Source organism: Clostridium ljungdahlii DSM 13528, from assembly GCF_000143685.1.
Lineage (GTDB): Bacteria > Bacillota > Clostridia > Clostridiales > Clostridiaceae > Clostridium_B > Clostridium_B ljungdahlii.
The window spans coordinates 490,018-512,990 of the sequence record NC_014328.1; the positions used below are offsets into that span (position 1 = coordinate 490,018).

Annotated in this window: 21 protein-coding genes and 1 riboswitch; of the genes, 18 read left to right on the plus strand and 3 right to left on the minus strand. The window is 31.1% G+C overall.

From position 1 onward, the window contains the following. Window positions 1-29: 29 nt before the first annotated feature. The 6 genes from CLJU_RS02250 to CLJU_RS02275 all read left to right on the plus strand — a co-directional run bounded on the left by CLJU_RS02250 (window position 30) and on the right by CLJU_RS02275 (window position 6,453). Window positions 30-986, plus strand: a complete 957-nt coding sequence (locus tag CLJU_RS02250) for a methionine ABC transporter ATP-binding protein (RefSeq protein WP_013237142.1) — start codon at window positions 30-32, stop codon at window positions 984-986. A gap of 2 nt (window positions 987-988) precedes the next feature. Next, window positions 989-1,645, plus strand: a complete 657-nt coding sequence (locus tag CLJU_RS02255) for a methionine ABC transporter permease (protein WP_013237143.1) — start codon at window positions 989-991, stop codon at window positions 1,643-1,645. A gap of 81 nt (window positions 1,646-1,726) precedes the next feature. Beyond that, entirely contained in the window at window positions 1,727-3,001 is a 1,275-nt protein-coding gene (gene larA, locus CLJU_RS02260) for a nickel-dependent lactate racemase (protein WP_013237144.1), read from the plus strand. Between the two features lie 175 nt (window positions 3,002-3,176). Further along, window positions 3,177-3,563: a GntR family transcriptional regulator gene (locus CLJU_RS02265; protein ID WP_013237145.1), complete on the plus strand. Its 387-nt coding sequence runs from the start codon at window positions 3,177-3,179 to the stop codon at window positions 3,561-3,563. Window positions 3,564-3,585: 22 nt separating this feature from the next. Then, window positions 3,586-4,722, plus strand: coding sequence for a DUF1648 domain-containing protein (locus CLJU_RS02270; RefSeq protein ID WP_013237146.1), 1,137 nt, complete (start codon window positions 3,586-3,588; stop codon window positions 4,720-4,722). Window positions 4,723-5,268: 546 nt separating this feature from the next. Then, window positions 5,269-6,453, plus strand: coding sequence for a pyridoxal phosphate-dependent aminotransferase (locus tag CLJU_RS02275; protein WP_013237147.1), 1,185 nt, complete (start codon window positions 5,269-5,271; stop codon window positions 6,451-6,453). Window positions 6,454-7,170: 717 nt separating this feature from the next. Here CLJU_RS02275 and CLJU_RS02280 read toward each other — a convergent pair. After that, window positions 7,171-7,932: a LysM peptidoglycan-binding domain-containing protein gene (locus CLJU_RS02280; RefSeq protein ID WP_013237148.1), complete on the minus strand. Its 762-nt coding sequence runs from the start codon at window positions 7,930-7,932 to the stop codon at window positions 7,171-7,173. Window positions 7,933-7,939: 7 nt separating this feature from the next. Further along, window positions 7,940-8,075, minus strand: a riboswitch (cyclic di-AMP (ydaO/yuaA leader). 455 nt (window positions 8,076-8,530) lie between these two features. On the opposite strand from CLJU_RS02280, the gene CLJU_RS02285 reads away from it, so the two are divergent. Beyond that, window positions 8,531-9,694 carry a DUF116 domain-containing protein gene (locus tag CLJU_RS02285; RefSeq protein WP_013237149.1) on the plus strand — a complete coding sequence of 388 codons (1,164 nt, stop codon included), beginning with the start codon at window positions 8,531-8,533 and terminating at the stop codon, window positions 9,692-9,694. A gap of 19 nt (window positions 9,695-9,713) precedes the next feature. Here the strand turns inward: CLJU_RS02285 and CLJU_RS02290 are convergent, their stop codons facing one another. After that, a complete protein-coding gene (locus tag CLJU_RS02290) occupies window positions 9,714-11,171 on the minus strand; it encodes an MDR family MFS transporter (protein ID WP_013237150.1) in 1,458 nt (485 codons plus the stop codon). Between the two features lie 162 nt (window positions 11,172-11,333). Then, window positions 11,334-11,783 (minus strand): MarR family winged helix-turn-helix transcriptional regulator, encoded by a 450-nt coding sequence (locus CLJU_RS02295; protein WP_013237151.1) that lies wholly within the window; start codon window positions 11,781-11,783, stop codon window positions 11,334-11,336. A gap of 320 nt (window positions 11,784-12,103) precedes the next feature. On the opposite strand from CLJU_RS02295, the gene CLJU_RS02300 reads away from it, so the two are divergent. The 11 genes from CLJU_RS02300 to CLJU_RS02350 all read left to right on the plus strand — a co-directional run bounded on the left by CLJU_RS02300 (window position 12,104) and on the right by CLJU_RS02350 (window position 22,953). Then, window positions 12,104-12,466 (plus strand): DUF2089 domain-containing protein, encoded by a 363-nt coding sequence (locus tag CLJU_RS02300; protein WP_013237152.1) that lies wholly within the window; start codon window positions 12,104-12,106, stop codon window positions 12,464-12,466. Window positions 12,467-12,491: 25 nt separating this feature from the next. Next, a complete protein-coding gene (locus CLJU_RS02305) occupies window positions 12,492-12,881 on the plus strand; it encodes an SHOCT-like domain-containing protein (RefSeq protein WP_013237153.1) in 390 nt (129 codons plus the stop codon). 12 nt (window positions 12,882-12,893) lie between these two features. Then, entirely contained in the window at window positions 12,894-13,145 is a 252-nt protein-coding gene (locus tag CLJU_RS02310; protein WP_013237154.1) for a hypothetical protein, read from the plus strand. Window positions 13,146-13,195: 50 nt separating this feature from the next. Then, a complete protein-coding gene (locus CLJU_RS02315; RefSeq protein ID WP_013237155.1) occupies window positions 13,196-14,467 on the plus strand; it encodes an MFS transporter in 1,272 nt (423 codons plus the stop codon). Between the two features lie 113 nt (window positions 14,468-14,580). Next, entirely contained in the window at window positions 14,581-15,129 is a 549-nt protein-coding gene (locus tag CLJU_RS02320) for a protein kinase (RefSeq protein WP_013237156.1), read from the plus strand. 461 nt (window positions 15,130-15,590) lie between these two features. Continuing rightward, window positions 15,591-16,994, plus strand: coding sequence for an amino acid permease (locus CLJU_RS02325; protein WP_013237157.1), 1,404 nt, complete (start codon window positions 15,591-15,593; stop codon window positions 16,992-16,994). 56 nt (window positions 16,995-17,050) lie between these two features. Further along, the gene (locus tag CLJU_RS02330) at window positions 17,051-18,460 is read left to right on the plus strand and encodes an amino acid permease (RefSeq protein WP_013237158.1); all 1,410 of its coding nucleotides are present in this window, start codon (window positions 17,051-17,053) and stop codon (window positions 18,458-18,460) included. 227 nt (window positions 18,461-18,687) lie between these two features. Next, window positions 18,688-20,400: a methyl-accepting chemotaxis protein gene (locus CLJU_RS02335; RefSeq protein ID WP_013237159.1), complete on the plus strand. Its 1,713-nt coding sequence runs from the start codon at window positions 18,688-18,690 to the stop codon at window positions 20,398-20,400. Window positions 20,401-20,710: 310 nt separating this feature from the next. Further along, a complete protein-coding gene (locus CLJU_RS02340) occupies window positions 20,711-21,649 on the plus strand; it encodes a sensor histidine kinase (protein ID WP_013237160.1) in 939 nt (312 codons plus the stop codon). Between the two features lie 88 nt (window positions 21,650-21,737). After that, entirely contained in the window at window positions 21,738-22,610 is an 873-nt protein-coding gene (locus CLJU_RS02345; RefSeq protein ID WP_013237161.1) for a tRNA 2-thiocytidine(32) synthetase TtcA, read from the plus strand. Between the two features lie 73 nt (window positions 22,611-22,683). After that, window positions 22,684-22,953 carry a hypothetical protein gene (locus tag CLJU_RS02350; protein ID WP_013237162.1) on the plus strand — a complete coding sequence of 90 codons (270 nt, stop codon included), beginning with the start codon at window positions 22,684-22,686 and terminating at the stop codon, window positions 22,951-22,953. Window positions 22,954-22,973 lie beyond the last annotated feature (20 nt).

The window sequence follows — 22,973 nt, forward strand, 5'->3', positions numbered from 1 at the left end:
CTTAAAATTGATATGGGAGGTTAAATATATTGATAGATATTAATAATGTAGGCAAGAGTTTTAACAATAAAAGTGTGCTTAAAAGTATAAATCTTCATATACAAGAAGGTGAAATATTTGGAATAGTTGGTCACAGTGGTGCTGGAAAATCTACACTTTTAAGGTGCTTGAATGGTCTTGAAAGCTATGACGCAGGAAGCATAAAGGTAATGGGCAAAGAAGTGAAAGATTTAAAAGGTAAAGAAATAAGGACTTTTAGAAAAAACTTGGGAATGATATTTCAAAATTTTAATTTATTAAACAGAAAAAATGTATATGATAATATCTCACTTCCACTTGAAGTCTGGGGATTAGAAAAAAGTAAAATAAAAACTAGGGTAAAAGAATTGTTAAATTTAGTAGGCCTTAGTGATAAAGCAAAGAGCATGCCCTCCGAATTAAGCGGTGGACAAAAACAAAGAGTAGCTATTGCAAGAGCTTTGGCGCTAAATCCAAGTATACTACTTTGTGATGAAGCCACATCTGCACTTGACCCAAATACTACCAAGTCAATACTTGAGCTTTTGAGAAAAATAAACAATGAATTTAAAATAACCATAGTAGTTGTAACCCATCAAATGGAAGTTATAAAAGAAATATGTAGTAAAATTGCCATTATAGATGAAGGCGAAATAAAAACTTCTGGAAATGTAGAGGAAATATTTTTAAAACCAGGGAAAAATCTAAAGAAGCTGCTTGGAAATGATAGTTTACTTCCAGATGAAGGTATAAACATAAGAATATTCTTTCCTAAGGAAATAAGCCAGGACAATTTGATAACTTCTATGGCTATAGATTTGAATATAAAGTTTTCTATAGTATGGGGAAAACTTGAAAGATTCCGCAGTGATGTTTTAGGAAGTCTGGTTATAAATGTAAATGATAAAGACAAAGAAAGTATATGTAATTATCTTTCTTCAAAAAATGTTAACTGGGAGGTAGAGTAAACATGGGATTTAGTGAAACATTTCAGGAAATACTACTTCCTGCTATTGGACAAACATTTTATATGGTTATAGTTTCTACAATACTTGCAGTAATTATAGGATTTATACCTGCTATTTTACTAGTTGTAACTGAACCTGGTGGATTAAAGCCTAATAAAGTAGTATACAAGATACTGGATGCAATAGTAAATTTATTGAGGTCATTTCCTTTTATAATACTTATGATAGCAATTTTTCCTTTTACAAAGCTTATTGTTGGAAAAACCATAGGTACAACAGCAGCAATAGTTCCTATTACAATAGCAGCAGCACCTTTTGCATCGAGAGTGATTGAATCTTCACTTAAAGAGATAGATCCGGGAATAATAGAAGCTGCAAAATCGTTTGGTGCAAGTAATATGCAGATAATATTTAAAGTTATGATTAAAGAGGCACTTCCTTCTATAGTACTTGGCATAACTCTTACTGTAATAAGTGTAGTTGGATGTTCAGCTATGGCAGGTACAGTAGGCGGAGGTGGACTTGGAGATGTGGCAGTAAAATATGGATATTATAGATTTCAGACTGACATAATGGTATACACTGTAATAATACTCATAATTTTTGTCCAGGTACTTCAAACTATAGGAAATCTTATATATAAAAAGCTTAACAAATAATTATTTGTTGAGATCGTATTTGTTTGGTAAAGTAATTATTGTAGAGTCACTTTAAAAATACATTTCTCGGAGGAAATTAGAATGGCTAAAATAGAATTACCATACCATAAAAAAATAATAGAAGCTGAAATAAATGACAACAACTTACTTGGCATACTTGAATCAAAAGCAAGCGAATATAAAGCAGAGCTAGGACAATTGGAAATAGTAGAAAAAGCTCTTGACAATCCTATAAACTCACCTAAACTTGAACAATTGGCTGAGAATAAAAAAAGTATAGTTATAATAAGCAGCGATCATACAAGACCTGTTCCTAGCAAAATTATTATGCCTGCACTTTTGAGAAGAATAAGGAGTATAAATTCTGATGCTAATATTACTATACTAATTGCCACAGGCCTTCATAGGGCTACTACTAGGCAGGAACTCATAGATAAATATGGAGAAGATATAGTAAAAAATGAAAAGATAGTAGTACATGATGCACAGAATGAAGATAATCTGGTAAAAATCGGTACATTGCCATCTGGTGGTGAACTTATAGTAAATAAACTTGCAGTTAAAGCAGATCTTTTAATTGCAGAGGGGTTTATAGAATCACATTGTTTTGCTGGCTTTTCAGGAGGTAGAAAGAGTGTGCTGCCTGGAATAGCCTCTGCCAAGACCATCCTGGCAAATCACTGTGCGGAATTTGTAGCACATCCTTCTGCAAGAGTTGGAAATTTAAAGGGCAATCCTGTTCATAAGGACATGCTATATGCAGCTAAAAAGGCAGAATTGGCTTTCATAATAAATGTAGCACTAGATGAAGATAAAAGGATAATAAATGCTTTTGCAGGAGATGTGAATGATGCCCATGTAAAGGGCTGTGAATTTGTACATAATTTATCAAAAGTGAGTAAATTAGTAGGTGACATTTCTATTTCTACCAACGGAGGGTATCCGCTTGATCAAAATATATATCAATCTGTTAAGGGTATGGCAGCAGCTGAAGCCAACTGCAGAGATGGCGGCGTAATAATAATGGTGTCTGCTTGCAGCCAGGGCCATGGCGGCGAAACCTTTTATAACAATTTAGCTAATTTGAATACTCCAGAAGAATTCTTGAAAAAAGTCTCAAAAGTTCCTAGAAATAGAACTGTGCCTGATCAGTGGGCATCTCAGATGCTCGCGAGTATACTTTCAAAACATACAGTAATTGTTGTAACAGATATGTGCGACCCTAAAATAATAAAGAATATGCATATGCAGCAGGCAGATACTTTTAAAGAAGCTCTAGAAAGGGCATATGGTATTATGGGGAAAGATGCTAAGGTTGTGGTTATACCAGACGGACTAGGAGTAATTGTAGACTAAAAACTTAAAAAGGTTATTGTGTAATGAACAAAAATACATTATACAATAGCTTTTATTTTTTTGCATTTCATTAACTTTTAAGTCTTAATTTTCCGCAAAAAGATGTAAAAAAACTATTGCACATGTTTTCTATTTGTTATATATTATATATAACAAATAGAAAAGGAGGGACGCTATGTTAGTTCAAATAGATTTTGAATCGGAAATGCCTATATATGAACAGCTTAGGAGGCAAATAATAGAAGGAATAGCCTCTGGTAATCTGAAATTAGGAGAGAGCCTTCCTTCTGTAAGACAACTGGCAGAAGATATTGGAATAAATCTTCATACAGTAAACAAAGCATATAATGCGTTAAAGTCAGATGGTTACTTGAATGTAGATAGGAGAACAGGAGCTGTAGTAAGTGGAACATTCCCTGAAAGTACGGAGGAGTTTGACAAAAAACTTAAGGAAGAATTTACTTACTTGATATGCGAAGCTCATTTAAGGGGAAAAAAGATGGAAGATATTCTGAGTCTGTGTTCTGATATATTTAAGCAGTATATTAAAAAAGATAAATAACTACTAAGGTGGGTGAAATTAAATGAAAGATAATTTGTTTATGTGTATATATTTATTTTTTATTTTTGTGATAATACTCGTAATCAATATGTTGACTCCTAAATTTACAAGAAAAGAAATTGTATTTGGAGTGAGAATCCCTGAAGATAAGATCGATTCAGATGAAATTAAGCATATAAAAGCACAATTTGTAAAGAATAATTTAATTATAGGAATTCCCTTTATTATTTTATTTAGTGTGCTAAATTATAGTTTTTTAAACGTAGGTATGATTTTGTTTACTACTTTTGCCTTTGTATTTATAAGCTTTTTAATATATCTTATATCAAACAGAGCTATGAAAAATCTTAAGTCACAAAAGTTGTGGCTTCAAGGTAAGAAACAGGTTGTAACTGTAGACACTAGTTTTTCTAGAAGCAAGAGCAATATGCTTGTGTCAGCTTGGTTTTTCTTGATACCTGCAGCTATCATTATAGTAAATATAATTTTAGGATATATGAATTATAACTCTTTACCTTATAAAGTCCCTACACACTGGGATTTTTCCGGTAATGTAACGGGATATCAATTTAAATCCAGGTTTCTAATTTGGGAGATGCCAATTGCTCAGATTTTTAGTACTTTTATATTTTTTATAGTCTATAAGGGAATTGGATGGTCAAAACAGCAGATTAGTTCTATAGATCCAGAAGCATCCGTAAAGAAAAATAGTATATTTAGAAGAAGCTGGTCCATATATATGGTTGTCTTTGCTGTAGTGACCAATCTTTTACTAACTGTTGCTACTGTTCAGATGTTTAGAGTATTTAATGTGAGTAATACTTTTTCAATCATCATAATATTGGCTTTTGTATTAATTACAATTTTAGGAAGTATAGCCTTATCCTTAAAGATTGGACAGGGTGGAAGCAATATAAAATTTAAAAGTGATGATGAAGAAAAAGGAAAGTCCGGTTTTGGCGATAAAGATGATGATAAGTGCTGGGTACTAGGAAATAGTATATATTATAACAAGAATGATCCATCCTTATTTGTGGAAAAAAGATTTGGCATAGGCTGGACCATAAATGCAGGCAGACCACTTGGAATGGCAATATATATAGGAAGTATTGTGATTATAATTGTAACTATAATTTTTGCTGTATTTAGTGGAAAATAATAATTAGAATATCTATAGGAATTCTAAGTAAAAAACAACTTATACTTCGGATATTTTTACAACCACAAGCTCGATTAAATATTTTGATAAGCCTAAGTAAAAAACTTAAAAAAATACTGAGAACTTTTGAAAACTCGTACCTCAGACAATTCAAAAGTTCTAGATTTTTTAAAAATTTTTTCCAAGGCTTATAGACAAAACATTTAAATGAGCTTGATTATTATAAAAATATGACTACGCATAAGTTGTTTTTTAAGTTAGAAAATTCATGGATATTCTAATTGAAAATTATCATTATATACTTTGGAATAAATTCACCTTAAAACTATAAATCGCTTAAAGTTTCACATTTGCAAGTTGATGTGCTAAAATATTTTATATAATGATAAAATATAGTTAAAAATTGAAAGTTGAGGGCTATGAATGATTTTCTTCTATTAACACTTTGGAAAATTGACCTTTACTTTCAGCTCTTAACTTTATGTATAAGTTAACTTTGAATTTTGAGAATCTATAATTAAGAATTGAAAAAAGGGGGCAATTTTTATGATATCCAATAAAATGAAAGAACACGTATCTAAAAGTTCTATAATAAGGGCTATGTTTGAAGAAGGAAAGAGACTAGCTTCAATTTATGGGGAAGAAAATGTATTTGACTTTAGTTTGGGAAATCCAAATGTAGAACCGCCAGAGGCTATAAAAAAGGCAGTAAATGAAATCATATCCGAGGAATCTCCCAATATGGTTCATGGTTACATGAGCAATTCGGGTTATGAGGATGTAAGGGCTAAAATTGCAGAAAACATAAATAAAAAATACAATTTGAAGCTTACTGAAAATAACTTGGTAATGACTTGTGGTGCAGCAGGAGGACTTAATATAATTTTCAAAACCCTTTTAAATCCAAGAGATGAAGTTATTACATTTTCACCTTTCTTTGGGGAATATGAGAATTATGTAGATAACTTTGGTGGAAAGCTTGTAATAGTACCTTCAGATACAGAAACTTTTGAGCCAGATTTAAATGCATTGGAGCAATCTATAAATGCTAAAACAAAGGCAATAATCATAAATTCACCAAACAATCCTACAGGAATAATTTATTCAGAAAAGCTTATTAAAGATTTATCACAGCTTTTAGACAAGAAACAGGAACAACTTGGTACTAGTATATACTTAATTTCAGATGAACCCTACAGGGAAATAGCATATGATGGAGTAAAGGTTCCATACATATTGAATTATTATAGAAATTCTATTGTAGGCTATTCTTATAGCAAATCCCTTTCGCTCCCGGGTGAGAGAATAGGATATGTAGTTTGCAGTAGTGATATGGATGATTTTAAAGATGTAATGCCTGCCCTTAATGTGGCAAATAGAATTTTAGGTTTTGTAAATGCACCATCTTTATTTCAAAGGGTAATTGCAAAATGTTTGGATTCAAGCGTAGATATGAATATATATAAGAAGAACAGAGACTTACTATACAATCATCTTGTTAAAATAGGATTTTCTTGTGTTAAACCTGAAGGTGCTTTTTATTTATTTCCTAAGTCATTAATTGCTGATGACGTTGAATTTGCAAAGGAAGCAAAGAAATTTAACCTGCTAATAGTTCCAGGTTCATCCTTTAAATGCCCTGGTCACTTTAGACTTTCCTATTGCATTTCTTACGATAAAATAGAAAAATCTTTAGACAGTTTTGATAAGCTTGCAAAGAAATACCTCTAGAATAGAGTATCTAACTAAAAAATCAACTTATACTCTGGATATTTTTTACAAACTTCAGCTCGTTAAATATTTTGATAAGTCTAAGAAAAAAATTCTAAAAAAGCTAAGAACTTTTGAAAACTCGTACCTCAGACAATTCAAAAGTTCTAAGTTTTTATGAATTTTTTTCTAAGACTTATATGCAAAATATTTAAAAGAGCTTCGTTATTGTAAAAATATGCCTACGTATAAGTTGATTTTTAAGTTATAAATCCATATATAGATGGATAACTCTATAATTAAGTTTATCCAAATTGCCAGTTTCATTTAAATGATAAAGTTATAAATTCAACTAAGATTTATAATTAGTAATTTTGAGTAATTATAGTTTAGCTTTAAACTTTACGATCCATAAATCGTTAACTCTAGAACGTAGCCCTTCTAAATTGCTAATTGGGTTTTAAATTCTACCATTTATATTGAGATATCCTAGTTTGAAATTTGAACTTATACCAGAAAATAATGCTGACAAAATTGAAGCACACTTAAAAACTTTTTTTATAAGTCTTAGTGAGGTATTTTAGAAAATCTTAGAAGCTTATATATGTCTGAGGTACGAGTTTATATAAGCTTCTTTAGATTTTCAAAATACCGAACTTTAGACCTATAAAAAGTTTTTAGTATGATGAAATTTGTCAGCATATGAACTGGTATAAGTGGAATTTCAATCTAGAAATTCTAATATGTGAATACCAGTTTCCCAACTCTTAAAGCAATTGGTTTTGACCAGAGCCAAGTATTTGTAGTGGAATCATCAAAATAATAAATAGCACCTTTTGTTGGATCAGAACCATATAATGCTTCTAAAGCAGCCTTTCTAGAACTATCAGAAGCAGGTTTGTTTATCCATCCATTTAATACTGGAGTAAATTGATAATATCCATTGGATACTTGGTATATTACACCTTTTAATGTAGATGGAAACTGAGGACTTTGAACTCTATTTATAACTGAAGCAGCTACAGCTACTTTAGCTGTGTAAGGTTCACTTTCTGCTTCAGCAGTTACAAGTCTTCCAAGCAAATCTACTTCGCTGTCAGTACAGGAAATTATATATTTTGAAGAGGTTGTCCCATTAAAAACATAACCTGCAGGAATATTTAGCACTTGTCCAGGGTAGATATAACTGCTTACATTACTATTGGCAGCAATTAAAGTGTCAACAGATATGCCAAATTTTTTTGCTATCAAGTAAAGTGTGTCAGAGGCTTGTACAGTATAGGTCTTTGAATTAACATATAGAGCTTGACCTGGATATATGCTATTTCCACTTAAGCCATTATCATTAATAATTGTAGTTGCAGTTGTTTTAAATAATACTCCTATTTTAAATAGAGAGTCACCAGGTTTTACAGTGTAACTAGCTGCATGTACTTGAGTAAAAGATAATGTGCATAGAAATGCGGCAAATAACATTGTCCTGATTTTTTTAAAATTCATAAATATAGATCCCCCTTAATTTTGCCTGCGAGGTTAGTTGACGGGTTCGGGATTGGGATACCCCTACTTTTTAGTAAAAAGATTCACCCCAAAAAATAATTATCCCCCGCATCTCATTCCTGAGATTTAGGCTTGTCTATGTTTGCTATTCTAACAGTATTTCCAGAGTATATCCATATTAAATAGATGGGACTATTGACATAAAAAAACTTAAACATAAATTTAATACTTCTATAGAAGAAATTGCTGCAATAGTAATTTTTCACTGCCAATTGTCAACTGCTTTGAAACCTAACTCAACTTTCACAGTTAAAAAACTTGGGAAGCAATTTTTTTAAAGAACAAAGTTTAAAGTTCAAATATCAAATAAGGGTAAATTTCTTCCTAATGTCAGAAAATATTAAGATTGTAGATTTCCTGAGGTACGAAGGAAACCATCTTTATCTGTTCTTTGTTATTTGGACTTTGTTATCTTCAAAAGCTTTGATCTACAAAATTTTGATAATAAGTTAAAAATTCATAACATGACTTCTCGTTATTAAAAGTGATAATATAGTTGTATAAGTAAAATTCAAATGTGATTAAATAGGAGAATATTATGGAAAATTGTATAACCTATTTTCTTAGAGATGAATCTAAAAATTCAAACGAATACTACAGGTGTATATCCAATTTTTCAAATGAAGTTATCGAAAAAATTGAAATCGAAGCAAATAATATAATAGAAAATTTTATAAATTTTATTAAGAATAATAGCATAGAAGAACTTAGAAGTAGGGAAGAGTATGAACTTGAATTCTTAATCATTGGAGTTTTGTGGAAAACCTATATAGCAAAAGCTTTAAATGCAGATAGACTGTCCTTGAATCTTTTAAAACTTCTATTTAATTTGAGGACAAAATCGAAATTTTTAAGAAAAAGTGTGGACAATTTAAGGGGAAGGCTTGCTTGTAAATATCTTTTAAAGAAAGAAGTGGAGCCTTCTTCTGTATCTTATGATGAAAGTGACTTTGAAAAATTACTACTTTGGTTAACTGCTTCAGGGGAATTCAAATATGAATGTAAGAGAATGAACACATGGCTGCTATTTTTAAAAAATAGCAGTGAAGAATATATTATAAAAGTAAGCAAGTGTGCCTTTAAAATATCACTGTGGTTTGAAAAAAGATCTATGGAGGTACTTGGAGTATATACTCCAAATGTACAAAAATTTTTAAACACCAACTATAGGTTATACGGAATAAGAGAGGATAATGTTTTCTGTGGTAGAAAGGAAGTTGAGTACCATCTAAATATGGTGGGAGCAGAGATATTAAGTAAGGCATTTAGAAAGTTATTTGTTAAAACAAAGGAAAGAAAAGTACTCCTTCCTGCTTGCATTTGCTTGAAACCGGAGGGGGTATGCAAGAGAAAAAGGGTCAAAGATGGTTTCTTGTGTAGAAATTGTTCTAAAAGCTGCAGGGTAAATGAGCTTACGAAGCTTGGCAAATCCCATAACTTTCAGGTATTAATTGTTCCCCACGAAACTGATGCCTTTTCAAATGCAAAAAATATTAGATATGGAGATGTGGGCGTTGTAGGAGTAGCTTGTGTACTCAATCTAATAGAAGGTGGGCTGAAGGCTAGAAGCCTAAACCTTGTCCCACAATGTGTTATCCTTGATTATTGCGGATGCAAAAATCATTGGGATAACAATGGAATACAGACAGATATCAACTGCAAAAAGTTGTTTGAAATTTTGCAAGTTGATGAAAACATGTGATGTTCCTTATATAAAGCTATTAGGCTTTGATACTTTTAGATTTTTTATTAATAGCATTATTTGCTATAAATAAAGATAAAATTAGGGCAATAACAAGAACGAAAGTTTCAATTGTAAAAGCGTGCTTTACTCCGAATACTAAACTTAAAGCTTGACTCTTTGCATTAGATGGATTGCCTGCAGCAAATAAGTATTTTTTTTGGGATGCACTCATTATAGCAACAAATAAAGAAGTTCCGAATGCTCCTGCTATTTGCTGTAAGGTGTTCATTATGGCAGTTCCATGAGGATAGTATTTTGGAGATAATTGATTTAAACTATTAGTTTGTACAGGAGTATTTATAAGTCCAACAGCTACTAGAGATAAACAATGGAGCACAATAATAACAGGAATAGTTATACTCATAGATACAAAACGTGAAAGTAAAAAGAATGTAATAGTTGATATTGCATATCCAGGTATAATTAATGCTTTAGGGCCAAATTTGTCATATAAATGACCTGAAATTGGTGATATAATTCCGTTGATAAATCCACCAGGTAACATTAAAAGACCAGCAGTAAATGCGGATAAACCTAGGGCACCTTCAAGAAACATTGGTAAAATAAGCATAGTAGCAAAGTTAATCATGTGCATAATTATCATAAGTATACAGCCAAGGCTAAACATAGATTCTTTAAAAGGATGCATGTCCAGCATAGGTTGGCTCATATGTAATTGACGCAGTACAAATATGGCTAATGCTATACAAGAAATAATAATAGGAGCTGCTATTAAATATGTATAAGAGCTTCCAATGTTACTAACACCGTATATAAATCCACCGAATCCTATAGTAGACAGTACAATTGATAAAAAATCTATAGGTGGTTTTGTAAGTTCTGTTACATTTTCGATAAATTTGTAACCTAAAGCTAAAGATATAACTGAAAAGGGTAATATTATAAAGAACAACCATCTCCAGTTGAGAGATTGAATAATTAAACCAGAAAGAGTTGGTCCAATAGCTGGTGCACAAAACATTACAAGATTAAATATACCAAGGGCTTTTCCACGTTTTTCTATAGGGTTTATAATCAATAAAGTGTTTACTATATTTGGTATTAAAATACCAGTTCCAATAGCCTGAATTAGTCGGCCTACTAGTAAAATTGAAAAAGCTGTAGAGAAACCACTTATAACTGTTCCAACCAAAAATATGGTTACAGAGGTTAGAAATAGCTGTCTTGTTGTAAAACTTTGAATAAGTAATGCAGAAACAGGAATTGCTATTCCCATAATGAGCATGTATCCTGTACTCAGCCATTGTACGGTATTTGCAGATATACTAAATTGGACCATTAAATTTTTTAATGCCATATTTAGTAAAGTTTCATTTAACATACACAAAAACCCTGCCATGATTAGCGCAATAGTTATTGGTACTACATTATAATTCCTTTGTTGATAATTTGACTCTTCCAAACGTTCTTCCATAAAATTTCCTCCTAGTTAATAATTAAATTAGTCATTTGCACAGCTGTGCAGATATTAGAATATATAAAAATCCTCCACTATGAAAAATACATTGTTACAATACAAAATAAAAATCATAATAGAGGAGGGTTAACCATGTTTTTATAAAAGGTAAATAGCTTATTATTTTTTGCTAATTTTCTTCTCTTCTATAGATATGTTTTTTTCAAATTTATTTAAAGTATCTATAAACAAATCTAATTGATCTTTTGAAATTTCATTTGTAATGTTTGTAAATAAGTGTTCAATGAATGGATATACTTCCTGTTTTAATTTTTTACCTTCAGGTGTAACGTAAATTAAAAATGAGCGCCTGTCTTCAGTACTTTTTTTGCGTATTACTAGTTTTTTTCTTTCAAGAATATCTAGTATTCGAACTAAAGTTGCCTGATCTTTGTCAACCTTTTTAGCTAGCTGTTTTTGGTTGACACCGTCTTCTTCTGTTAAAGACAATAATACTGACCACTGTTCTGTGGTTATATTATATTTCTTAAGATTTAAAGATAAAAATCTTAAAATTTTTCTATTAATAGAGTTTATATACATACCAATGGACTTATCAAGAGAACTCATAGCTTTTTGCCTCCTAAAATATATGATGTAGATATAATTAATTTACATATAGTTAGCATACTAATAATATGCTAGACTATTAAAAATGTCAAGCAAATTTTAACTTTGAGTATTTCTAAAAGGCTAAAATGTTATTAAATGTAAGAATATATCTGCATATAATCTGATTTTTAAGTTAGAAAGCACATTATTCAATTTTACAAATATAAAACTTAATAATATTAATATACAAATAAATTAATATTAAAATATTTAATATTAATATTGATTTATTTAATTTACAGTGGTATATTATAAACATGGAAAAGGAGAGTGGTAATTTGACATATAAAATTATTAGCAAATGTCCTGTTTGTTCTTCTAAACTTTTAATTTCAAAGATAAAATGCCCTAAATGTAATACTGTAATTGAAAATGATTTTGAAATGTCAAAGTTTGAATATCTTACAGACAGCCAACTGAAATTTATAGAAGTTTTCTTGAAAAACAGAGGGAACATAAAGGATGTAGAAAAAGAACTAGGAATATCCTACCCTACTGTGAGGGCAAAGCTAGATGAGGTTATAACAGCACTTGGATATAATGTGGCAAAAACCAACACTGTGGATAAAAAGAAAGTAGTAGATATGCTTGATAAAGGTGAAATAACTGCAGATCAGGCTATTAAAATGTTAAATGAATAAATATATTGAAAAGGAGAAATAAAAAATGAATGAGGAAATATCAAAGATTTTGAAAATGGTGGAAGAAGGAAAAATTACCTCTGACAAAGCTCAGGAGCTTATTGAGGCACTAAATGATAAGAATACTTCTCTGGATGTCTCCAGCAATATTCCAAATGATGCTGACATTATAAATAAAATGCTTAAAATAAAGGTTATTTCTCATGACGGAGATAATGTAAATGTGAATTTACCTGTTAAATTTGTAAAGACAATGCTTAAAACTATAGGAAAAATTCCTATACCAGAAAATGCAAAATGTATGGAAAATTTGGACTTGAATGTTATTGCAGAAGCAATAGACAATGGACTTTCAGGAAAGATAGTAGACGTAAAAAGTGCAAATGGTGACATAGTGGAAGTTAGCATAGAGTAAAGGAGAAAATTTATGAGAGTTCACATCAAGTCAGGTAAAATTAGATTTGTAATACCTTGTCCTATAGCTTTTCTAAAGTTTGGACTTTCTATTGCAGGATCTTCCTTTATACAAAAGTATATTCCTGATAAGGATAAAAGATATGTAAATATGATTGATTTTAAGAAACTTTCAAAGTGTATGGATATTTTGAAAGAATATAGAGGATTAAAACTTGTTGAAGTAAAATCCAGGGACGGAAGCCATGTTACCATAATTGTATAGATAAAATTCACAATATTTTAAATATTATATTAATTAAGTAGGCGATAGAAATGAAAAATAATAGAAATTTACTATTTTATATGTTGGGAAGGTTTATATCTTATATTGGAACGGGAATACAACAAGTAGCAATACCTCTGTATATATTGGATATAACTCATTCTGGAATTATGATGGGTATATTTTCAGCAGTTAATTTTATTCCTAATGTTATAACTTTACCTTTTGCAGGTATTTTAGGAGATAGAAAAAATAGAAAAAATATTATGGTACTAGCGGACTTTGGAAGAGGAATTTTAGTATTAGCTTTAGCACTTTTGGTTGCTGAGAAAAATTTAAGTATTTATATGCTGTTTTTACTACAGGCTTTCATTTCAATTATGGATGGAATCTTCTTAGCTTCATCTACGGCAATTCTTCCAGAGCTTGTTTGTGAAGATGAACTTATGAAAGCAACTTCCTTAAGAGGAGGAAGTGATGCAATTTCTATGATTATAGGACCTGCTCTTGGAGGTATAATATATGGGCTTGTTGGTATGAAGACAGTATTTTGCATAAATGGTCTGTCTTTTATAATATCAGCAGTATGCTCTATGCTCATAATTTATAAAAATATAGATATAGAAAAGGGAAAAATAACTGTAAAATCTTTCTTTACAGAAAATGGAGAAGTAATAGGCTTTATAAGGAAAAGTAGAGCTTTAATGCAGTTAACTATATTTTTTATGGTAGCTAATTTACTTGTAGCTCCTTTTGCAGATATAGTACTCCCTTTTGTATTGAAAAAATGTATAGGATTTGGTTCACAGCAGTATGGGTATTTAATTTCGTTCTTTACTTTAGGTATACTTTTAGGAAATATAGCCCTTGGAACTTACTTAAATAAATTTAGTACAAAGACAATTATAAAGAGGGCACTTATATTTGAAGCAGGTGTATTTTTCATATTTGCATTTTCCTTGTATCCAGCTTCAGTAAGATATTTTGGAGGACACGGTTTAAAGTTATTTGCAATTTTGGGCATTGTAACATTTTTAATAGGTTTATCTAATTCAGGAATCAATACTCCTATGAATGTAAATTTACAAAAGATGGTTCCAAATGAAATGCGTTCAAGGTTTTTTGCAATACTAGGTGTATTTTGTCAGGGAGCTATTCCTTTAGGGGCAATTATATATGGATTTGTTCTAGATAAATTTCCTTACTATTATATACTCCTTACCATAGTACTAATATTTTCTCTTGTAACTGCAGTTTTTATGATAAAGGCAGATCCAGAAGCTTATGAACCTGGGATACCCAAAAATCTTGAGAAAGCATGATAGAAATGATGTAGCAGAATTGAAAATTTTTAATACTATATAGTATACAAGCTTTTAATTCGTAGTTGAAGCCCTTTGTTTTTATGCTACATAAAAACAAAGGAGGTGTTATTTTGAAAAAAGAATATTCTCATTCTAAATTCCATGATGTTGAATTAAAAGATTGTAAATATTTGGGAAAAGGCCATAGCGGCATGGTTTATCTTATGCCAGATGGAAAAGTCCTTAAAATATTTAAAAGTTCAACTAGCTGCAAAGCTGAATTTGATATATTAAAATCTGTAGAAGGAAGTCCCCATTTTCCCAAGGCTTATGAATTGGGAGATCATTATATGATAAGAGAATATGTAGGTGGAATGAATGTGTATGATTATATAAAAAAATATGGATTGAAAAGATCCTTTGTACTAAAGGTAGTAGATTTAGTTGATCATATGAAAAAACTAGGATTTACGAAATTGGAAGTTAGATTTCCACACCTATTTGTTCAAGAAGATGGTACGCTCATGTTGATAGACCCGAGAAAAAGTTATGAAGAATATATACCTTATCCTAAGTCCTTTTTTAGAAAACTTAAAAACATGGGACTTCTAGATAAGTTTGTACAAATATTAGAAGAAGAAAGAAAAGGTTTGAAATGGATAGAATATATTAAAAGATAAGTAGAAAATGAGAGAGATTGCAGTTAAAATTGATTAACTGCAATCTTTTATATTTAAAATGATTTTTTATAATGTATTTTAAATAAATATGAATAAAACAATGTATTTATTTAAAATACATTGTTTTAAAAATGAATACTTTATTGTAATAATATACATTTTATATTGAAATTAGGCATTTTATAAGGTATAATGAATAATGTATAAATTATATAAGGGCATGTAGGTTTGAGTAATTACACCAACTGCATGCCCTTTTGCAATATGGTATATTTTTATGCATTTCATAAAAATAAATGAAATTTATCTGACGGCTATCTACTGTAACGCTCAAACTTCTATCAAAGTAGGAGCTAACAGTAGATACGCCCCTAGATAATTCATCTAAACTTAGTGGGAGAAACAACCTCCCACTAAGTAAGATTCATTGATACTTTAAACATTAATAAAGGGGGCATTTTATGAACATTTTTAAGAAAAAGTCGCTTGAACAACTTAGAGATAGTGTAAAAAAGACAGGTTTGAAGAAGAATCTTAAAGCAACAGATATAGCGGCTTTAGGAATTGGGGCTGTTGTTGGAGTTGGAATTTTTGTAGCAACTGGTGAGGGAGCTCATGCAGCTGGTCCAGGAATCATACTTTCATTTTTCTTATGTGGAATAGTAGCTTGTCTTTGTGGCTTATGTTATTGTGAACTTGCTACCATGTTTCCAGTAGCAGGAAGTACCTATTCTTATGCTTATATAGCATTTGGAGAATTTGTGGCAATGATTATTGGATGGTGTTTAACTGCTGAATATTTAGTTGCAGTTAGTGCAGTTGCGTCTGGATGGTCTGGAACCTTTAGAGGTATTTTGCAAAATGTAGGGGTTACACTGCCTCATGCTATTAGTGCATCTCCAGCCAAGGGCGGAATAATAGATTTGCCAGCTGTTTTTATAATATTAGTATTAGCTTGTCTTTTGTACTATGGAATGCAGGAAAGTGCAAAAGTTAATAATATTATCGTTGGTGTGAAAGTATTTGTAATACTCTTATTTATTTTTCTTGGAGTATCTCATATAAAGCCATCTAATTATACACCTTTTATGCCTTTTGGATGGAAAGGGGTTTTTACAGGGGCAAGTACAGTCTTCTTCTCATATATAGGATTTGATTCTATTTCAACTGCAGCAGAGGAAGCTAGAAACCCTAAAAAAGATGTATCACGTGGAATTATAATGTGTCTTATAGTAGTTAGTATACTGTATATTTCCGTTGCAGTTGTACTTACTGGAATGGTTCCGTTTAAGGAAATAGTTTCAGAAAATGCTGTGCCTGCTGCACTTGCAAGGGTTGGCATTAACTGGGGATCAGCACTTGTAGGTGTTGGAGCTATTCTTGGAATGATTTCCACTATGATAGCTATGCTTTATGGTCAGATTAGAATATTTATGGTTATGTCTAGAGATGGATTACTTCCTAAAGCATTTTCAAAAATCCACAGCGTACATAAAACTCCATATATTTCTACTATACTAACAGGTGTTATAGCTGCCATAATAGCTGGGCTCTTACCTCTTGATATTATTGTAGAGTTTTTGAGTATAGGTACATTACTGAGTTTTGCAGTTGTATCTATAGGTGTTATTTATTTGAGAAAGGCAATGCCTGATATAGAAAGAAAGTTTAAATGCCCGGGAGTGCCTTTTACACCAGTAATAACTGTATTGTGCTGCATCGTACTTTTGGCATCAATGCGTGCAATAACCTGGATAGGATTTTGTGTATGGCTTGCTATAGGTATAGTGTTTTACTTTATTTATGGAAGAACCCATAGTGTTGTTCAAAATGAAAATTTGGACGAAAGTTCCCATAGCGCATAATTAAATTTTAATACCTATTTATATTGCATTTTAAATGCACAAGGATGAGGAAACTTATGAATATTTTTAAAAAGAAACCCATTGATCAATTGATGGATAGTGTAAAAAAAACAGATTTAAAGAGAAATCTTAAAGCAAGGGATATAGCAGCACTCGGAATTGGAGCTGTTGTTGGAGTTGGAATTTTTGTAGCAACTGGTGAAGGAGCTCATGCAGCTGGACCTGCAATTATACTTTCATTTATTTTAGCTGGTATAGTGGCTTGCCTATGCGGCCTGTGCTATTGTGAACTTGTAACTATGTTTCCAGTAGCAGGAAGTACCTATTCTTATGCTTATATAGCATTTGGAGAATTTGTGGCAATGATTATTGGATGGTGTTTAACTGCTGAATATTCAGTTGCAGCTAGTGCAGTTGCATCTGGATGGTCTGGAACCTTTAGAGGCATTTTGCAATCTGTGGGAATTACACTTCCTCAGGCAATTAGTGCATCTCCATCTAAAGGTGGGATAATAGATCTGCCGGCTGTTCTTATAATATTAATTTTAACAGGACTACTATGTTATGGAATGAGTGAAAGTGCAAAAGTAAATGATATTATTGTCGGTGTGAAAATATTTATAATACTTCTTTTTATTGTTTTAGGATTATCACATATACATATAGCTAATTATAAACCTTTCATGCCTTATAACTGGAAGGGTGTTTTTACAGGAGCAAGTACAGTATTTTTCTCTTTTTTAGGATTTGATGCAATTGCTACATCTGCAGAAGAAGCAGAAGATCCTAAAAAAGGTGTATCAAGGGGAATTATACTATGTCTTATGGTTGTTTGTTTTCTTTATGTTTCAGTAGCAGCAGTGCTTACGGGAATTGTACCTTATAAAGAGATAATTTCAGAAAATGCCCTGCCTGCTGCACTCCAAAGAATCGGAATAAACTGGGGATCAGCCCTTGTAGGAGTTGGGGCTATTCTTGGAATGATTTCCACCATGATTGCTGTTTTATATGGACAAGTTAGGGTGTTTATGGTTATGTCTAGAGATGGGTTAATTCCTAAGGCTTTTTGCAAGATACACAAAACCCATAAAACTCCATACATTGCTACAATAATAGCAGGTAGTATAGCTGCTGCTATAGCAGGCTTTTTACCTCTTGATATTATTATGGAATTTGTAAGTATAGGTACATTATTGAGCTTTATGGTTGTGTCTGCTGGAGTTATATATCTTAGAAAGGCTATGCCAGAAATTGAAAGAAGATTTAAATGTCCGGGAGTACCCTTTACACCTATAGTAACTATATTGTGTTGTTTGGCTCTTTTGGTATCTATGCGTGCAATAACCTGGATAGGATTTTGCGTATGGCTTGTTATAGGTATAGTGGTTTACTTTGCTTATGGAAGATTCCACAGCGTTGTTCAAAAAGAGGAAGAACAAGTGCTTCGCCAATTGAAAAGTAAGTAATTAACAAATAAAATAACCTACGGTACTTTTTACAGCAGCCGTAGGCTCTTTTATTTTTAAGTTAAATGGTTAAAATTAAAAAGTGTACAATTAATATGAAATAGAGGCAACAAAGTAAATATAGACCCTTTATTTTAATAAAAACTTAGTGTAGAGATTTCGATATACTATGATATAATTAGATAAATAATATCACAATTCACATTTATAAATAGGAGGGTTATTGCATGAAATGGTTTTCAAACATAAGAATTTTGAAAAAATTGCTGACATCATTTATCATCGTATCAGTATTTACAGGAATAGTTGGAATGATCTCTATTATCAAGATGGGGAAAATAAATGGAAATTTGAACAATATATATAATGTAGATTTAAAGGGGACAAATTATCTTCAACAATTAAAGACAAATGTGGTGTTAATTAGAGCAGATATGCTTACTCTTGCTGATCCTGTAAACAGGAACAACTTAAAGAATGTAACAAGTGAAATTAGCAGCTCAAAAATTCAGAATAATCAGATTATATCAGATTATAAAACTATTATTACAAATGCCGAGCAAAAGCAGCGGTTTGCAGAATTTGAACAATATTTACAGAGCTGGAGAACTTCTCGAGAAAGTTTTATTAGCTTAATTCAGGCGGGAAATTATGAAGGTGCAAAACAACAATTTGTTAAATCAGAAGGTTATAGGGAAAAGGCATTTAAAGTTCTTGATAATCAAATAAATTTAAGCATGAAAATGGCTCAAGAAGATTATAAAGACAGTGTAACCCAGTATAAATCTTCCTTTAGCATGATGGTTATTGGAATAATTGTAAGTATAGTTTGTTCTGTTTTACTTGGATTTATTGTTGCAAAAGATATTAATGCTCCAATTTTAAAAATTAAAAAATTTGCAAATGAATTTGCTGAATTTGATTTTTCTTCACCTATAGAAATAGACAGAAAAGATGAATTGGGAGAAGCTGCTTTAGAACTTAACAAAGGACAAAAGAATATAACTGACTTAATTAGAACGATTATGGCAAGCTCTGACGAAATGAGCAGTTCTAGTGAAGAATTATCTGCAACGGCAGAAGAACTTTCAGCAAAGTCTGAAGATATGGATAGTTCAGTAAAAGTTGTAGTAGGAAATATACAGGAAACAAGCGCAGCGTTTGAGGAGATAACTGCATCTGTAGAAGAAGTGGATTCAAGTGTAAATGAATTGTCTGCAAAAGCTGTAGAAGGAAGCGGTAAAGCTAATGAATCTAAAAAAAATGCTGTTGTTGTACAAAGTAAGGGAAAAGCAGCTATAGAAAAAACGCAGGAATTATATGAACAAAAAAAGGAGAATATGGTAAAAGCTATTGAAGATGGGAAAGTAGTAGAAGAAATAAAGGAAATGGCAGAAACTATTGCAGGGATAGCGGATCAAACCAATTTACTTGCACTTAATGCAGCAATCGAGGCAGCCAGCGCAGGTGAGCATGGAAAAGGTTTTGCAGTAGTGGCAGAAGAAGTAAGAGAACTTGCAGAACAATCTGCGGAATCAGTTGCAGGAATTCAAGAGACCATTGTAAAGGTACAGGATGCATTTAAAAATCTTTCTGCAAGTGGCCAGCAGGTATTGGCATTTATCAATGAAAAAGTAAATCCAGAATTTAAATCATTTGGGGACATGGGAAAACGATATTATGATGATTCTGAATTTGTAAGTAAGATGTCGGAAGAAATAGCTGCTATGTCAGAACAACTTACTGCTATTATAGGTCAGGTAAATGAAACAACACAAAGCGTAGCATCTAGTGCACAAAAATCTTCAGAAAGTTCAAATTCAATACAGCAGAGTATTGAGGAAAATGTAAAAGCTGTAAGTCAGATAGCTATTACAGCACAAAATCAAGCAGAAATAGCTCAGAGCCTAAACGAATTAGTTCAGAAATTTAAAATTTAAATGCAAAAGGAAGTCAGTTCTACTTCGAAGAAGATGGAACTGACTTCTTTAATTGTGAGCTAATTTGGTATGTAGAAAAATATTATTATCTTTTGTAAGAAAGTTACATAAATTTTCCACTTGGACTGTTTCATTTTGATTTTATAGGTGATATAATTAGCATAAATGGTATTTTTTCTACTATAATTAAGAATAGTCTCTCATAAACGTTCATATAGTACAATAATTGTTAATATAATTTATATATACATTTAACAAAGTTAGTGTAATAAAATGTAATTATTAATTATATGGAAACGGGTGGAAATTTATGAAGAATTTTAATGAAGACAATGAAATTAATGAAAACCAGCTAAAAAATTTAATTATGATGAACTATACTCTAAGTTTGGAAAGAGAAATAAAGGAACTCAAAAATGATGCGAAAAAAAATAGTGAGAAATTAAATGAATGCCAGGAACTCAATAAAAAAATTTTGCAGTTTATATATGGGTTATTTCATGAACTTAAGACACCTTTAAATGTTATTTTTTCTGCAGCACAGGTAATGTCATTGTGTACGGAATATAAAAATGGAGGAATTTTAGAGAAACAGGGTCAGTATGTTAAAATAATCGAGCAAAATTGTTATAGACTTATGCGGCTTATAAATAACTTACAGGATTTAAGTAAATTGGATTCAGGATTCGCTAAATTGGAGTTGCACAATAGAAATATTGTAAGTTTTGTTGAAGATATTACTTTATCTTTAATTCCTTATGCTAAAGGAAAAGGCATAAATTTGATTTTTGATACCAATGTAGAAGAGAAGACAATGGCTTTAGATTACAATAAAATAGAGAGAATTATTCTAAATTTACTTTCAAATGCAATTAAATTTACACCTGAAAAAGGTACTATATGCATAGGGGTTGAAGACAAAGACGATAATGTATATATAAGTGTCAAAGATACAGGTATAGGAATACCTGAGGACAAGTTTAAATTTGTATTTGAGAAATTCAAGCAGTGTGATAAGTCACCTATAAATGGTAAAGTTGGAAACGGTATAGGACTTTATCTTGTAAAATGTTTTACTGAAATGCACGGAGGCAAAGTTAGCGTAAAAAGTACTGTAGGAAAGGGAAGCACATTTACTGTAAAACTTCCTGTTAAAGTCATAGAAGAAAAATTCAATAATATAATTTCTAGTGAAAATATGGATGAACAGCTCAGCATAGAGTTTTCAGATATATGTCCTAAAATTTAATAAGGCAGCTTTTGATTCCATGCTATAGAAATGTTTATTTTACAAATTATAAATGTTATAATTGTTGTGGTAAAAAGGCGGTGATAGTATGGATGAAATTGCAGGAACTGGATGTGATATATTAGTTCCTTTTAATGAAAGAAAGCCCTTAAAAGAGATAGAACATAGTATTACAAAAAGATATAGAAAGCATATATGGTCTAAATTTGTAAGGGCAATAAGTGAGTTTAAGCTAGTAGAAGAAGGAGATAAAGTTGCAGTAGCAGTGTCTGGTGGAAAAGATAGCTTGACAATGGCTAAATTGTTCCAAGAACTTCAAAAGCATTGGAAAGTAAATTTTAATTTAGAATTTATTGCTATGGACCCAGGGTATCATGAAGATATAAAAAAGCTTTTAATTAGTAATTGTGAGTATTTAAATATTCCAGTGCACATTTTTGAATCCGGTATATTTAATGTAGTAGATAATATCGCAAAAGATTATCCTTGTTATATGTGTGCAAAAATGCGTAGAGGTGCACTGTATTCTAAAGCAAAAGAACTTGGCTGCAATAAGCTTGCACTTGGGCACCACTTTAATGATGTTATAGAAACAACTCTTTTAAATATATTTTATTCGGGAAGTTTTAAAACCATGATGCCAAAGCTAAGATCTCAAAATTATGAAGGAATAGAACTTATAAGACCTCTTTATTATGTAGAAGAATCTTATATTGAACGCTTTATACAATCAAGTGGTATATGGCCTCTCAATTGTGCCTGTATGGTTGCAGCAAAAAGAATAGGAAATAAGCGTTATGAAATTAAGGATATGATAAAGAAGTTGAAAAAGGATTTTAATAAGGATATAGATAAATTAATTTTCCATGCCACTGAAAATGTAAATATAGATTCTATATTAGGCTGGGAAAAAGATGGAGAAAAACATTCATTTATAGAATCTTATGAAAGAAATAGTTAATAATTGAAAGACGAAAATTAAAAAAATTGTGAGCTATCAACTGTCAATTGTCAGTTATTGAAGGGTGTGTAAAATGCTGAAAATATGGGGAAAGTTAGTTAAGCACAATAAAATAGTAAAAGATGAAGTAGTTGCATTAGAGGGCGGAGAAAATTATCAGGAAAATTTAAAAAGTTGTATTCTGGAATTATGCAGGAAATTTGACATTGAAAAGCCTTACTGGCTTCCTGCTAACTTGGAAGAATATAATAGGAGAAGTAAGACATCTTTTAATTCAGATAATTTTATAGATGAATTTGAATTTGATAAATTTGAAATAGAAGAAATTGATGATGAAAAATAAAGAGATCCTATGAAAAGGAA